The organism is Kitasatospora sp. NPDC015121, assembly GCF_055562955.1.
The window spans coordinates 150,451-162,445 of record NZ_JBVHEH010000002.1 but is presented as its reverse complement, the minus strand read 5'-3'; the positions used below and the strand labels follow the sequence as shown (position 1 = coordinate 162,445).

At 74.4% G+C, this 11,995-nt stretch carries 15 protein-coding genes; 6 read left to right on the top strand and 9 right to left on the bottom strand.

The window, feature by feature from the left end; translation table 11 throughout:
- Window positions 1–140 precede the first annotated feature (140 nt).
- From ACZ3J7_RS02705 to ACZ3J7_RS02695, 3 genes are all read left to right on the top strand, one after another.
- Window positions 141–650, top strand: coding sequence for a hypothetical protein (locus tag ACZ3J7_RS02705; RefSeq protein ID WP_465616097.1), 510 nt, complete (start codon window positions 141–143; stop codon window positions 648–650).
- A 34-nt stretch (window positions 651–684) separates the two neighbouring features.
- Window positions 685–1,359 (top strand): TIGR03085 family metal-binding protein, encoded by a 675-nt coding sequence (locus ACZ3J7_RS02700; RefSeq protein ID WP_465616095.1) that lies wholly within the window; start codon window positions 685–687, stop codon window positions 1,357–1,359.
- Between the two features lie 91 nt (window positions 1,360–1,450).
- Window positions 1,451–2,212 carry a VOC family protein gene (locus ACZ3J7_RS02695; RefSeq protein ID WP_465616093.1) on the top strand — a complete coding sequence of 254 codons (762 nt, stop codon included), beginning with the start codon at window positions 1,451–1,453 and terminating at the stop codon, window positions 2,210–2,212.
- A 67-nt stretch (window positions 2,213–2,279) separates the two neighbouring features.
- Here ACZ3J7_RS02695 and hisF read toward each other — a convergent pair whose 3' ends face one another.
- From hisF to hisD, 8 genes are read right to left on the bottom strand one after another with little or no spacing between them, the layout of a single operon-like run.
- On the bottom strand, window positions 2,280–3,050 hold the full coding sequence (hisF, locus tag ACZ3J7_RS02690) for an imidazole glycerol phosphate synthase subunit HisF (RefSeq protein WP_465616091.1): 771 nt from the start codon (window positions 3,048–3,050) through the stop codon (window positions 2,280–2,282).
- Window positions 3,047–3,481 carry a RidA family protein gene (locus ACZ3J7_RS02685; RefSeq protein WP_465616089.1) on the bottom strand — a complete coding sequence of 145 codons (435 nt, stop codon included), beginning with the start codon at window positions 3,479–3,481 and terminating at the stop codon, window positions 3,047–3,049. Before ACZ3J7_RS02685 ends, hisF begins: the two co-directional genes overlap by 4 nt.
- A complete protein-coding gene (priA, locus tag ACZ3J7_RS02680; protein WP_465616087.1) occupies window positions 3,478–4,206 on the bottom strand; it encodes a bifunctional 1-(5-phosphoribosyl)-5-((5-phosphoribosylamino)methylideneamino)imidazole-4-carboxamide isomerase/phosphoribosylanthranilate isomerase PriA in 729 nt (242 codons plus the stop codon). The genes ACZ3J7_RS02685 and priA overlap by 4 nt, the downstream gene beginning before the upstream one ends.
- Window positions 4,207–4,228: 22 nt before the next feature.
- The gene (gene hisH / locus ACZ3J7_RS02675; protein ID WP_465616085.1) at window positions 4,229–4,864 is read right to left on the bottom strand and encodes an imidazole glycerol phosphate synthase subunit HisH; all 636 of its coding nucleotides are present in this window, start codon (window positions 4,862–4,864) and stop codon (window positions 4,229–4,231) included.
- An 11-nt stretch (window positions 4,865–4,875) separates the two neighbouring features.
- The gene (locus tag ACZ3J7_RS02670; protein WP_465616083.1) at window positions 4,876–5,019 is read right to left on the bottom strand and encodes a hypothetical protein; all 144 of its coding nucleotides are present in this window, start codon (window positions 5,017–5,019) and stop codon (window positions 4,876–4,878) included.
- The gene (gene hisB, locus ACZ3J7_RS02665; protein ID WP_465616081.1) at window positions 5,019–5,612 is read right to left on the bottom strand and encodes an imidazoleglycerol-phosphate dehydratase HisB; all 594 of its coding nucleotides are present in this window, start codon (window positions 5,610–5,612) and stop codon (window positions 5,019–5,021) included. The genes ACZ3J7_RS02670 and hisB overlap by 1 nt, the downstream gene beginning before the upstream one ends.
- Before the next feature lie 6 nt (window positions 5,613–5,618).
- Window positions 5,619–6,719: a histidinol-phosphate transaminase gene (locus ACZ3J7_RS02660; RefSeq protein ID WP_465616079.1), complete on the bottom strand. Its 1,101-nt coding sequence runs from the start codon at window positions 6,717–6,719 to the stop codon at window positions 5,619–5,621.
- Window positions 6,716–8,050 carry a histidinol dehydrogenase gene (hisD, locus tag ACZ3J7_RS02655; protein WP_465616077.1) on the bottom strand — a complete coding sequence of 445 codons (1,335 nt, stop codon included), beginning with the start codon at window positions 8,048–8,050 and terminating at the stop codon, window positions 6,716–6,718. Before hisD ends, ACZ3J7_RS02660 begins: the two co-directional genes overlap by 4 nt.
- A gap of 93 nt (window positions 8,051–8,143) precedes the next feature.
- Here hisD and ACZ3J7_RS02650 point away from each other — a divergent pair, with 93 nt between their 5' ends.
- The 3 genes from ACZ3J7_RS02650 (at window position 8,144) to ybaK (ending at window position 11,101) form a co-directional block, all read left to right on the top strand.
- Window positions 8,144–9,799 carry an oxidoreductase gene (locus ACZ3J7_RS02650; RefSeq protein WP_465616563.1) on the top strand — a complete coding sequence of 552 codons (1,656 nt, stop codon included), beginning with the start codon at window positions 8,144–8,146 and terminating at the stop codon, window positions 9,797–9,799.
- 62 nt (window positions 9,800–9,861) lie between these two features.
- Window positions 9,862–10,590, top strand: a complete 729-nt coding sequence (locus tag ACZ3J7_RS02645) for an LON peptidase substrate-binding domain-containing protein (RefSeq protein WP_465616076.1) — start codon at window positions 9,862–9,864, stop codon at window positions 10,588–10,590.
- Between the two features lie 19 nt (window positions 10,591–10,609).
- Complete coding sequence (ybaK, locus tag ACZ3J7_RS02640) at window positions 10,610–11,101, top strand: Cys-tRNA(Pro) deacylase (RefSeq protein WP_465616074.1); 492 nt, start codon at window positions 10,610–10,612, stop codon at window positions 11,099–11,101.
- An 18-nt stretch (window positions 11,102–11,119) separates the two neighbouring features.
- Here ybaK and ACZ3J7_RS02635 read toward each other — a convergent pair whose 3' ends face one another.
- Window positions 11,120–11,899 (bottom strand): hypothetical protein, encoded by a 780-nt coding sequence (locus ACZ3J7_RS02635; RefSeq protein ID WP_465616072.1) that lies wholly within the window; start codon window positions 11,897–11,899, stop codon window positions 11,120–11,122.
- Between the last annotated feature and the right edge of the window lie 96 nt (window positions 11,900–11,995).

Sequence of the window (11,995 nt, the reverse complement as noted above, 5' to 3'; positions counted from 1 at the left end):
CCGGTCATCCTACTGATCAGCATGCAAAGGACGGGCAAACCGCCGGCCCGACCGCACCGGCCGGGCCGGTGGGAACCGGAAAGGACTGACGCGGCCGCCGCCCTGCCGCCAGAATGGCCTGGGAATCCGAGGGGGTTGGGATGAACGGACGACAGAAGGCGTTCCTGGCAGGCCTGGTGGCCGCGCTCGCCGTCGCGGCGGCGGTCCTGCTGTGGCCCGCCCCGGAGCACCCGGCCGCCGCACCCCCGCCCCCGAGCCCCTCCCCCAGCCCGACCCCGAGCCCCAGCCCGTCGAAGACGTACCCGTACCCGTACTACCCCCCGGGGACGTGCCTGGTGGTGCCGTGGCTCAGCGACGTCACGACGACCGCGGTGGTGCCCTGCGACCAGCCGCACGACTCCGAGACGATCTCGGTGGGGGTGCTGCCGGACGGGCTGACCACCGACGGCACGATCATCCAGGCCGCCCTGGCGCTCTGCAAGGAGCCGTACACCGCGGTCGAGCAGCGGCAGGGCGGGACGACCCCGTACTACAACAGCCCGCTCGCCCTCGGTGCGCAGTTCTACCGGCAGGGCTTCCGGGACGTGAGCTGCGCGGTGACCGTCAGCAACCAGCACGACGACCGCAAGCTGACCGCCCCGCTCCGCTGACGCGCCGTCACCCGCCGCCCCGTACGCTGGCCCCATGGTGAGTCTTGCGCAGGGTGAACGCGCCCGGTTGAGTCGGTTGTTGGCGGCGGCGGGCCCGGAGGGGCCGACGTTGTGCGAGGGGTGGGCCGCGCGGGACCTCGCGGCGCACCTGGTGGTGCGGGAGGGGCGGCCGGACGCGGCGGCGGGGATCCGGGTCGGGGCGCTGGCCGGGTGGACGGAGCGGGTGCAGGGGCGGGTCGCCGCGGGCGGCTACGAGGCGCTGGTGAAGTCGTTCCGGTCGGGGCCGCCGGCCTTCTCGCCGTTCAACCTGCCGGGGGTGGACGGGGCGGCGAACCTGGTGGAGTTCTTCGTGCACGCGGAGGACGTCCGCCGCGCGGTGCCGTTCGAGCCGGAGCGGCCGGCGCCGGAGCTGGCGGAGGCGCTGTGGAAGCGGCTGCCCGCGGTGGCCCGGTTCGGTGACGCGAAGTCGCCGGTCGCGCTGCGCCTGGTGCACCCGGACGGCCGGGAGTTGACGGTGCGCCGGAAGGGCGCGCCGCTGGTGACGGTGCGCGGCGAGCCGGGCGAGCTGGTGCTGTTCCTGTACGGGCGGGGCGCCCGGGCCGAGGTGGTCGCGGAGGGCGCGCCGGAAGCGGTGGAGACCCTGGCGCACGTGCTCCCGCTGCCCGAGGCGGGGACGGGAGCGGGTACGGGGGCCGGTACGGGGGCCTGACGGCGCGTCGGTCCGTTCCGTCCCGCCGGTGTGCCAGCCTGACCCCGGACGCCCCCTCCCCTCCCTCTCCCCCTCTCCAGGAGCGCACACCATGGTGAGCAGCGACTTCCGGCCGGGTTCGCCGAACTGGATCGGTCTCGGCAGCCCGGACCTCGCCGAGTCCGAGCTGTTCTACGGTTCGGTGTTCGGGTGGACGCTGGACCCGTCCGGTCCGGACGGCTACGGCTTCTTCCGCAGCGGCGGCCGGCTGGTGGCGGGCGTCGGACCGTTGACGGAGGTGGAGGCGCTGCCTGCCTGGACGGTGTACTTCGGCGCGGTGGACGCGGCGGACGTCGCGGCGGAGGTGGAGCGTTCGGGCGGCACCGTCCGGGTCGCGCCGACCGAGGTGCCGGGGCGGGGCCGGTTCGCGCGGCTGTCCGACCCGTTGGGCGGCCGGTTCGCGGTGTGGGAGGACGGCGGGACGGCCGGGCTGGAGGTGGTGGGTGAGCGGGGCGCGCTGTGCTGGGCGGAGCTGCGTTCCGCGGACGGGCCGGCGTCGCTGCGGTTCTACCGGGGCCTGTTCGGCTGGCGGACCAGGGAGTCGGACGTGCCGGGGGCGGAGTACGCGGTGCTGCGTCCGGCCGGCGGCGGGGAGGAGTTCGGCGGCGTCGCGGGCGTGCACCCGCGGGTGGACGCGGGCTGGCTGGTGCACTTCGCGGTGGCGGACGCGCTGCTGGCCACCGACGAGGTGCGCCGGCTGGGCGGGAGCGTCGTGGTGCCGCCGGAGCGGGTGCCGACGGTGGGCCGGATCGCGGTGCTGGCGGACCCGTTCGGCGCCCAGTTCGCCCTGCTGGAGCCGGAACCCCGCCGGTAGCCGGTAGCCGGTAGCCGGAACCCCGCCAGTAGCCGATAGCCGGTGGCGGCGGGGTCCCGACCGGAGCTCAGCGGACGGGGTGCCCGGTGGCCCGCAGCTCGTCCTTGACCTGGCCGATGGTCAGGTCGCCGAAGTGGAAGACGCTGGCGGCCAGCACCGCGTCGGCGCCGGCGTCGACCGCGGGGGCGAAGTCGGCGAGCTTGCCGGCGCCGCCGGAGGCGATCACCGGGATGGTGACGGCCTTGCGGGCGGCCCGGATCATCTCCAGGTCGTAGCCGTCCTTGGTGCCGTCGGCGTCCATCGAGTTGAGCAGGATCTCGCCGGCGCCGAGTTCGGCGGCGCGCACCGCCCACTCGACGGCGTCCAGGCCGGTGCCGCGGCGGCCGCCGTGGGTGGTGACCTCGAAGCCGGAGGCGGTCTCGGTGCCTTCGGGGCAGCGCCGGGCGTCGACCGAGAGGACGAGCACCTGGCGGCCGAAGCGCCGGGCGATCTCGGCGATCAGTTCGGGGCGGGCGATCGCGGCGGTGTTGACGCCGACCTTGTCGGCGCCGGCCCGCAGCAGCTTGTCGACGTCCTCGACGGCGCGGACGCCGCCGCCGACGGTGAGCGGGATGAAGACCTGCTCGGCGGTGCGGCGGACCACGTCGTAGGTGGTCTCCCGGGAGCCGGAGGAGGCGGTGATGTCGAGGAAGGTCAACTCGTCGGCGCCCTGGGCGTCGTAGAGCTTGGCGAGCTCGACCGGGTCGCCGGCGTCGCGCAGGTTCTGGAAGTTGACGCCCTTGACGACGCGTCCGGCGTCCACGTCCAGGCAGGGGATGACGCGTACTGCGAGTGTCACGGCTGGGTGCCTTCCAAAGTGCGGGCCAGGCCGGGCCGGTGGGCCTCGACCTCGACCTCGACCATCATCCGGGAGTCGGTCAGGCCCTGGACGACCACCATGGTGGTGACCGGGCGGACCGCGCCGAAGAGTTCCTTGTGCGCGCGGCCGACCTCGTCGCAGTCCCGGACGTGGGTGAGGTACATCCGGGTGCGGACCACGTCGGCGGCGGTGAGTCCGTAGCGGTCGAGCGCGCCGAGGGCCGTCCGGAAGGCGGCCAGCGCCTGCTCGTACGGGTCGCCCTCGACGACGGCGTCGACGTCGTCGTGGGCGGTGCAGCCCGCGACCAGGACGGAGTCCCCGGCCACCACCGCCCGGGAGAATCCGTACTGGTCCTCGTAGGGGGACCGCTCGGACGGGCGGGCGGCGGTGGTCGGGGTCTCGTCGGTCATCGGGACACAGCCTCCAGGGCTTCCTCAAGGGTGAACTTCTGCTCGTAGAGCGCCTTCCCCACGATCGAGCCCTCGACGCCCTCCGGCACCAGGGTGGCGATGGCGCGCAGGTCGTCGAGGGACGACACGCCGCCGGAGGCCACGACCGGCTTGTCGGTGGCGGCGCAGACGTCGCGCAGCAGCTGGAGGTTGGGGCCGGTCAGGGTGCCGTCGCGGTTGACGTCGGTGACCACGTAGCGGGCGCAGCCCTCGGAGTCGAGGCGGGCCAGCACGTCGTAGAGCTGGCCGCCGTCGCGGGTCCAGCCGCGGCCGCGCAGGGTGGTGCCGACCACGTCGAGGCCGACGGCGATCTTGTCACCGTGCTCGGCGATGACCTTGGCGACCCACTCGGGGGCCTCCAGGGCGGCGGTGCCGAGGTTGACCCGGGTGCAGCCGGTGGCGAGGGCGGCGGCGAGCGACTCGTCGTCGCGGATGCCGCCGGACAGCTCGACCTTGATGTCGAGGCGGCCGGTGACCTCGCGGAGCAGCTCGCGGTTGCTGCCGGTGCCGAAGGCGGCGTCGAGGTCGACCAGGTGCAGCCACTCGGCGCCGGCGTTCTGCCAGGCGAGGGCGGCGGCGAGCGGCTCGCCGAAGGAGGTCTCGGTGCCGGAGGCGCCCTTGACCAGGCGGACCGCCTGGCCGTCGCGGACGTCGACGGCGGGCAGCAGTTCGAGGCGGTTGGTCATGGTGTGGAGGACTCTTCCGTCGTCAGAGGGTGTCGACCCAGTTGGTCAGCAGGGCGGCGCCGGCGTCGCCGGACTTCTCGGGGTGGAACTGGGTGGCCCACAGCGGGCCGTTCTCCACGGCGGCGACGAACGGCTGTCCGTGGGTGGCCCAGATCACCTTGGGGGCGCGGATCTTCTCGGAGTGGGTCTCCAGCACCCAGTGCCGCACGCCGTAGGAGTGCACGAAGTAGAACCGGGTGTCGGCGTCCATCCCGGCGAACATCCGGGTGCCCTCGGGGGCGTCGACGGTGTTCCAGCCCATGTGCGGGACGATCGGGGCGTCCAGCGGCTCGACCACGCCGGGCCACTCGTCGCAGCCGGCGGTCTCGACGCCGTGCTCGACGCCCTTCTCGAACAGGATCTGCATGCCGACGCAGATGCCGAGCACCGGCCGGCCGCCGGCCAGCCGGCGGCCGATGATCTGCTCGCCGCGGACGGCCCTGAGGCCGCGCATGCAGGCCTCGAAGGCGCCGACGCCGGGCACCAGCAGCCCGTCGGCGTCCAGCGCCTGCTGGAAGTCCGAGGTGACGGTGACGGTGGCCCCGGTGCGTTCGACGGCGCGCTGGGCGGAGCGCAGGTTGCCGGAGCCGTAGTCCAGCACCACGACGTTCTTGGACATCTGTGGGTCTCCTAGAAGCGCATGATGCCGGCGGCCAGGCACATGGCCGAGGCGAAGCCGAGGACGAGGACGACGCTCTTGGGCTTCTCCTGCTTCCAGAAGGACCAGACGCCGGTCGCGAAGAAGATCCCGAGGAAGATCAGGACCGTCGCCATCAGAGCGCGCCCTTGGTGGACGGCAGGATGCCGGCGGCGCGCGGGTCGCGCTCGGAGGCGTAGCGCAGCGCCCGGGCGAGGGCCTTGAACTGGCACTCGACGATGTGGTGGGCGTTGCGGCCGTACGGCACGTGCACGTGCAGGGCGACCTGGGCCTGGGCGACGAAGGACTCCAGGATGTGCCGGGTCATCGTGGTGTCGTACGCGCCGATCATCGGGGCGATGTTCTCGGGCTCGGTGTGCACCAGGTAGGGGCGGCCGGAGAGGTCGACGGTGACCTGGGCGAGCGACTCGTCCAGCGGCACGGTGCAGTTGCCGAAGCGGTAGATGCCGACCTTGTCGCCGAGCGCCTGCCTGAAGGCGGCGCCGAGCGCGAGGGCGGTGTCCTCGATGGTGTGGTGGGTGTCGATGTGCAGGTCGCCCTCGGTCTTGACGGTGAGGTCGAAGAGGCCGTGGCGGCCGAGCTGGTCGAGCATGTGGTCGTAGAACCCGACGCCCGTGGAGACCTCCGTCCTGCCGGTTCCGTCGAGGTCGATCTCGACCAGGACGGAGGTCTCCTTGGTGGTGCGTTCGACGCGGCCGATGCGGGACATGCGGGGTTACAGCTCCTTGGTCACGAGGGAGACGGCGTTCAGGAAGGCGTCGTTCTCGGCGGGGGTGCCGGCGGTGACGCGCAGCCAGCCGGGGACGCCGTTGTCGCGGATCAGCACGCCCTGGTCGAGGATCGTCCGCCACACCGCGTGGGTGTCGGCGAAGCGGCCGAACTGGATGAAGTTGGCGTCGGACTCGGTGACCTCGAAGCCGAGTCCGCGCAGCCCGAGCACCACCCGGTCGCGCTCGGCCTTCAGCTGGGCGACGTAGCCGAGCAGGGTCCCGGTGTGCTCCAGGCAGGCCAGCGCGGTGGCCTGGGTGACGGCCGACAGGTGGTAGGGCAGCCGGACCAGCTGCACCGCGTCCACCACGGCGGGGTCGGCGGCGAGGTAGCCGAGCCGCAGGCCGGCCGCGCCGAAGGCCTTGGACATGGTGCGGGAGACCACCAGGTTCGGGCGGCCCTCCAGCAGCGGCAGCAGCGAGGCGCGGTGCGAGAACTCGACGTACGCCTCGTCGACGACCACCACGCTGGGCCCGGCGGCCTGCGCGGCCTCGTACAGGGCGAGCACGGTCTCGGCGGCGACGGCGGTGCCGGTCGGGTTGTTCGGCGAGCAGACGAACACCACGTTCGGGCGCAGCTCGGCGATCGCCGCGCGGGCCGCGTCCAGGTCGATGGTGAAGTCGGCGTTGCGCGGGCCGGAGACCCAGCCGGTGCCGGTGCCGCGGGCGATCAGGGCGTGCATCGAGTACGAGGGCTCGAAGCCGATCGCGGTGCGGCCGGGCCCGCCGAAGGTCTGCAGCAGTTGCTGCAGCACCTCGTTGGAGCCGTTGGCGGCCCACACCTGCCGCCCGGTGACGGCGAAGCCGGTGGTGTCGCTGAGGTACTTCGCCAGGCCGGCCCGCAGCTCGACCGCGTCCCGGTCCGGGTAGCGGTTGAGGTGGCGGGCGGCGTCGGCGACCCGCTCGGCGATCCGGGCCACCAGCGGCTCGGGCAGCGGGTACGGGTTCTCGTTGGTGTTGAGCTGCACGGGCACGTCCAACTGCGGTGCGCCGTACGGGGACTGGCCGCGCAGTTCGTCCCGGATGGGGAGGTCGTCGATCTTCGTCACGAGGTGGGAACCGTCCAGTCGCTGTGCCAATTCCGTTCGTCTCCGACGAAGCGGGCCTTGATGGCGTCGCCGTGGCCGGGCAGGTCCTCGGCCTCGGCCAGGTCGACCACGTGCGCGGCGACGCCGGCCAGTGCCTCGCGGTCGTACTCGACGACCTGGACGCCGCGCAGGAAGGTCTGCACGGACAGGCCGGAGGAGTGGCAGGCGCAGCCGCCGGTGGGCAGCACGTGGTTGGAGCCGGCCGCGTAGTCGCCGAGCGAGACCGGGGTGAACCGGCCGAGGAAGATCGCGCCCGCGTTGCGGACCCGCTCGGAGACGGCGTGCGGGTCGGCGGTCTGGATCTCCAGGTGCTCGGCGGCGTAGGCGTTGACCACGGCCAGGCCCTGCTCCAGGTCGTCGACCAGGATGATGCCGGACTGCGGGCCGCCGAGCGCCTCGGCCACCCGCTCGGAGTGCCGGGTGCGGGCGACCTGGGTCTTCAGCTCGGCCTCGACCGCGTCGGCCAGCAGCGGCGAGGCGGTGACCAGCACGGAGCCGGAGGTCGGGCCGTGCTCGGCCTGGCTGATCAGGTCGGCGGCGACCTCGGCGGCGTCCGCGGTGTCGTCCGCGAGCACCATGATCTCGGTCGGGCCGGCCTCCGAGTCGATGCCGATCCGGCCCGCGAACAGGCGCTTGGCGGCGGCGACGTAGATGTTGCCGGGGCCGGTGACCAGGTTGACCGGCGCGCACTCCTCGGTGCCGAGCGCGAACATCGCGACGGCCTGGGCGCCGCCGACCGCGTACACCTCGTCGACGCCGAGCAGCGCGCAGGCGGCCAGGATGGTCGGGTGGACGCGGCCGCCGAAGGCCTTCTGCGGCGGGGAGGTGACCGCGATGCCGGCCACGCCGGCCTCCTGCGCGGGCACCACGTTCATCACCACGGAGGACGGGTAGACCGCGAGGCCGCCGGGCACGTACAGGCCGACCCGGTCGACCGGCACCCAGCGCTGGGTGACGGTGCCGCCGGGCACCACCCGGGTGGTGTGGCCGACCCGGCGCTGGTCGGAGTGGACGGCGCGGGCGCGGCGGATCGACTCCTCCAGTGCGGCGCGGACCTTCGGGTCGAGCCGCTCCAGCGCCTCGGCGATCTGCCCGGCCGGGACGCGGGTCGACTCCAGCCGGACGCCGTCGAAGCGCTCGGTGATCTCGATCAGCGCCGCGACCCCGCGATGGCGGACGTCCTCGGCGATCGGCCGGACCTTCTCCAGGGCGGCTTCGACGTCGAACTCGGCACGGGGGAGCACGTCGCGCGGGTCCGTGGAGGAGCCGCGGAGGTCGATTCGAGAGATCACAGGCCCAAGTGTAAGGAGTGGCGAAAACCGGCAGCCCGGCATTTCAGTCCGTGATACGAAAGGTGAGACGAGACCAAGATCATCGGGGGCGTGGTGGAGCAGGCACCGGACGACTGGACCGACACCGAGCGCGGCCTGTGGGAGGCCTTCCGGCACGGCGAGGTGTACGACCTGCGGGCCGGGGGCGGCCCGGCCGAGTTCGTGCTGCCCGCCCCGGCCGGGCGGGCCGTCCGACCGGACGGGGCGGAGGGCCGCGGCCCGGACGACCCGTTCGCCGCCGACGCCTGGGGCCCGGAGCGCACCGTCCGGGCCGAGGTGATCGCCCGGCTGCTGCTGCACGGCCCCGAGGCCGCCCCGGGCAAGGTCACCGCGCTCAAGCTCACCGGCGCCCGGGTCACCGGCGAGTTCACCCTGGCCGGTGGCCGGATCGACTGCTACGTCGAGTTCCAGCTCTGCCGCTTCGAACGCAAGCTGCTGCTCTCCGAGGCCACCGCCGGCACCCTGCGGATCGTCTCCTGCGCCCTCCCCCGGCTGGAGGCCTCCCGGCTGGCCACCGAGGGCGACGTGCACCTCGCCCGCTGCGGGATACCCGGCGGCGTCCGGCTCACCGACGCCCGGATCGGCACCGACCTGCTGCTCAACCAGTCCGCCGTCGGCCCCGACGCGTACGGGCGGGCGGTCTCCGCCGACGGGATCTCCATCAACCAGGACTGCGAGGCCGAACGGATCGACGTGCTGGGCGAGCTGAGCCTGCGCTCGGCCCGGATCGGCGGCCGGCTCTCGCTCCGCGGCAGCGCGCTGCGGGCCGCCGGCCCGGACAACCCGACCGCGGTCAACGCGGCCCGGATCACCGTCGGCCACACCCTGTACCTGTCCGGCTCCGAGGACGCCAACTGGACCGGCTCGCGCACCGTCTACGGCTCCGGCTACGGCGGGTCCACGGTCGCCGCGCCCTACCGGGACACCACCCACACCCCGTTCCGCTCCTGGGGGCGGATCCGGCTCTCCGACGGCCGCTTCGACAACGCCGTCCTGATCACCAACGCCGAGTTCCACCTCGGCGAGGGCGAGGAGCTGGCGCTCAGCCGGATCCAGACCCCCGAGCTCCGCTTCACCTGCGACACCCCGCCCACCGGCGCCGTCAGCCTCAACCGGGCCCGGGTCGGCAACCTGGTCGACTCCCCCTCCGCCTGGCCCACCGCGCACCACGTCTCGCTCACCGGCTTCGCCTACGAGTCGCTGCGCCCCGCCGTGGCCTTCCCGCTGGAGCGCCGGATCGCCTGGGTCGACTCCGGCCGGGAGTTCCGCCCCGAGGCGTACGAGCAGCTGGCCGCCGCGCTGCGCCGTGACGGCGCCGACGAGGACGCCCGCGCCGTCCTGTACGCCAAGCAGCGCCGCCGCCGGCGCACCCTGCCGCTGCCCGGCCGGCTCTGGGGGCACCTGCAGGACGCCGCCGTCGGCTACGGCTACCGGCCCGGCCGGGCCGCCGCCTGGCTGGTCCTCGCCTGGGTGCTGGGCACCGCGTACTTCGCCGGGCACGAGCCCGCGCCGGTCAAGGCCGACGAGCACGTGGTGTGGAACCCGGCGCTGTTCGCGGCCGGCAAGGTCCTGCCGCTGATCGACCTCGGCCAGAACGGCTGGAACCCGGACCGCGCCGGCCAGTGGGTCGCCACCGCCCTGGTGCTGACCGGCTGGGTGCTCGCCACCACCGCCGTCGCGGGCGTCACCAGGCTGCTCCAGCGCGGCTGACTCCCGCCGCGTCCGGAGAACTGCGGCGCGGCGGCGGCCCCCCGGCAACTACGCTGTCCGCCGTGACTGATCGGCTCCCGCTCTTCCCGCTGAACACGGTCCTGTACCCGGGCCTGGTGATGCCCCTGCACGTCTTCGAGGAGCGCTACCGCCACTTGGTCGCCGACCTGGAGAAACTGCCCGAGGACGCGCCGCGCCGCTTCGGCGTGGTCGCCGTCAAGGACGGCCGGGAGACCGCGCCGGTCCGCGAACCCGACGACCCGGCAGGCCCGTTGGACGGCATCGGCGCCCCCGGCGGCGACCCGCTGGACGCCCTCTACCCGGTCGGCTGCGTCGCCGACATCGCCTCCGTCCGGGAGCAGCCGGAGGGCCGCTACGAGCTGCTCGTCACCGGCACCACCCGGTTCCGGCTGCGCGCCCTGGACGCCACCGGGCCCTACCTGGTCGGCGACGTCTCGGTGCTGCCCGAGGAGCCCGGCGAGGGCTCCGGCGCGCTCGCGGCCGGCGTCGAACGCGCCTTCCGGACGTACCAGAAGCGGCTGGCCGGGGCCCGCGAGGCCACCCTCAGCGGCGAGCCGGAGCTCCCGGACGACCCGCAGGTGCTCTCCTACCTGGTCGCCGCGGCCACCTCGCTGCCCACCAAGGTCAAGCAGGAACTCCTCGCCTGCCCCGACACCGCCCAGCGCCTCACCCGCGAACTCGCCCTGCTCCGGCAGGAGAGCGCGGTCCTGGCGAAACTGCCCTCGCTGCCCGCCGTCGACCTCACCCGCCAGGCGTTCAGCCCGAACTGAAGCCCCGAGGACCGCCCCCTTGGCCAAGAAGAAGACCGCCGGCGGCACCCCCGCCACCGTCGCCCTCGACACCGCCGGCGTCCCGTTCACCGTCCACGAGTACGCCCACGACCCGGCCGCCGCCTCGTACGGCGCCGAGGCCGCCGAGGCGATGGGCGTGCCCCCGGAGCGGGTCTTCAAGACCCTGCTCGCCGAGACCGACGGCACCCTCGCGGTCGCCGTCGTCCCGGTCTCCGGCCGGCTCGACCTGAAGGCGCTGGCCGCCGCGCTCGGCGCCAAGCGCGCCGTGATGGCCGACCCGGCGGCGGCCGAGCGCTCCACCGGCTACGTGGTCGGCGGCATCTCCCCGCTCGGCCAGCGCCGCCGGCTCCGCACCGTGGTCGACTCCGGCGCCCTGGACCACCCGACCGTCTTCGTCTCGGCCGGCAAGCGCGGCACCGAGGTCGAACTCGCCCCGGCCGACCTGGTCCGGCTGACCGGCGCCCGCACCGCGCCGATCAGCAGGCCCTGAGCGGCCGCCGGGGGACGCCTACGCGGCCGGGGGCCGCTGCTCCGGCCCCGGCTCCGGCCCGTCCTGCGGGTCCTTCGCCGACGGGACCTGCGGCGGCTGCGGGGTCGGCGGCGGCTGCGGCGCCTCCGGGCCCTTCGCGAACGGGTCCTCCGCCGCCGGCGCGGCCGGCCACGCCCCCTCGGGGCCCGGCGTCGCCCAGTACGGCGGACGGTCGGGCTCGCGCTTGCCGAAGGTCGCGGAGAGCGCCAGCAGCAGGATCATCGCCGTCATCGGCCAGACGATCAGCGCGCCCTTCGCGGTGAGCTCCAGCGGCCCGTCGAAGGTGCCGCCGCTGCCGACGGCCCGGGCGTGCGCGCGCAGGTCGGTGGTGGCGCCGAGGTGGGTGCCGAGCTGCCAGGCGATGACCGAGCCGAGCAGTCCGCCCACCGCCAGCCCGACCGCGACGGCGATGCCGCCGCCCCGGGCCCGGGTCCACAGGAAGGCGCCCAGCGAGGTGAGCAGGCCGAGCCCCAGCCCGAGCAGCGAGAACACGCCGACCGCGCCGACCAGCTCCTCGCCCTCGGGGTCGCGGTACAGGATGTGGTTGTCCTGGACGGCGTAGCCGACCCGGGGCGCCAGCCAGAGCCAGAGGAACCCGAAGACCACGCCGAGGACCGCCCCGGCCAGGACGATGATCGCCCCGATCCGCAACTCGGGCCCGAGCGGCGCCCGCTCCGCGCGGGCGGGCGGCGCCGGCAGGGGCGGGGCGAAGGGGTCCGGCCCGGGCGTGCTGCCCGCAGGTGTGTTCGGTACGGTCACGGGGCCATCGTTTCACGTTCACCCGGAGCGGTGTCGATCTCGTCCGACAAGCAGCCCGGCACGGCCCACCCCGCCCACCGCCCGTCGAGCCGGCAC

Bases quoted from the DNA above. Each gene is read 5' to 3' on its own strand.
- ACZ3J7_RS02705 (WP_465616097.1), top strand. From the start codon at position 141: ATGAACGGACGACAGAAGGCGTTCCTGGCAGGCCTGGTGGCCGCGCTC.
- ACZ3J7_RS02700 (WP_465616095.1), top strand. From the start codon at position 685: ATGGTGAGTCTTGCGCAGGGTGAACGCGCCCGGTTGAGTCGGTTGTTG.
- ACZ3J7_RS02695 (WP_465616093.1), top strand. From the start codon at position 1,451: ATGGTGAGCAGCGACTTCCGGCCGGGTTCGCCGAACTGGATCGGTCTC.
- ACZ3J7_RS02685 (WP_465616089.1), bottom strand. From the start codon at position 3,481: ATGACCGACGAGACCCCGACCACCGCCGCCCGCCCGTCCGAGCGGTCC.
- priA (WP_465616087.1), bottom strand. From the start codon at position 4,206: ATGACCAACCGCCTCGAACTGCTGCCCGCCGTCGACGTCCGCGACGGC.
- hisH (WP_465616085.1), bottom strand. From the start codon at position 4,864: ATGTCCAAGAACGTCGTGGTGCTGGACTACGGCTCCGGCAACCTGCGC.
- ACZ3J7_RS02670 (WP_465616083.1), bottom strand. From the start codon at position 5,019: ATGGCGACGGTCCTGATCTTCCTCGGGATCTTCTTCGCGACCGGCGTC.
- hisB (WP_465616081.1), bottom strand. From the start codon at position 5,612: ATGTCCCGCATCGGCCGCGTCGAACGCACCACCAAGGAGACCTCCGTC.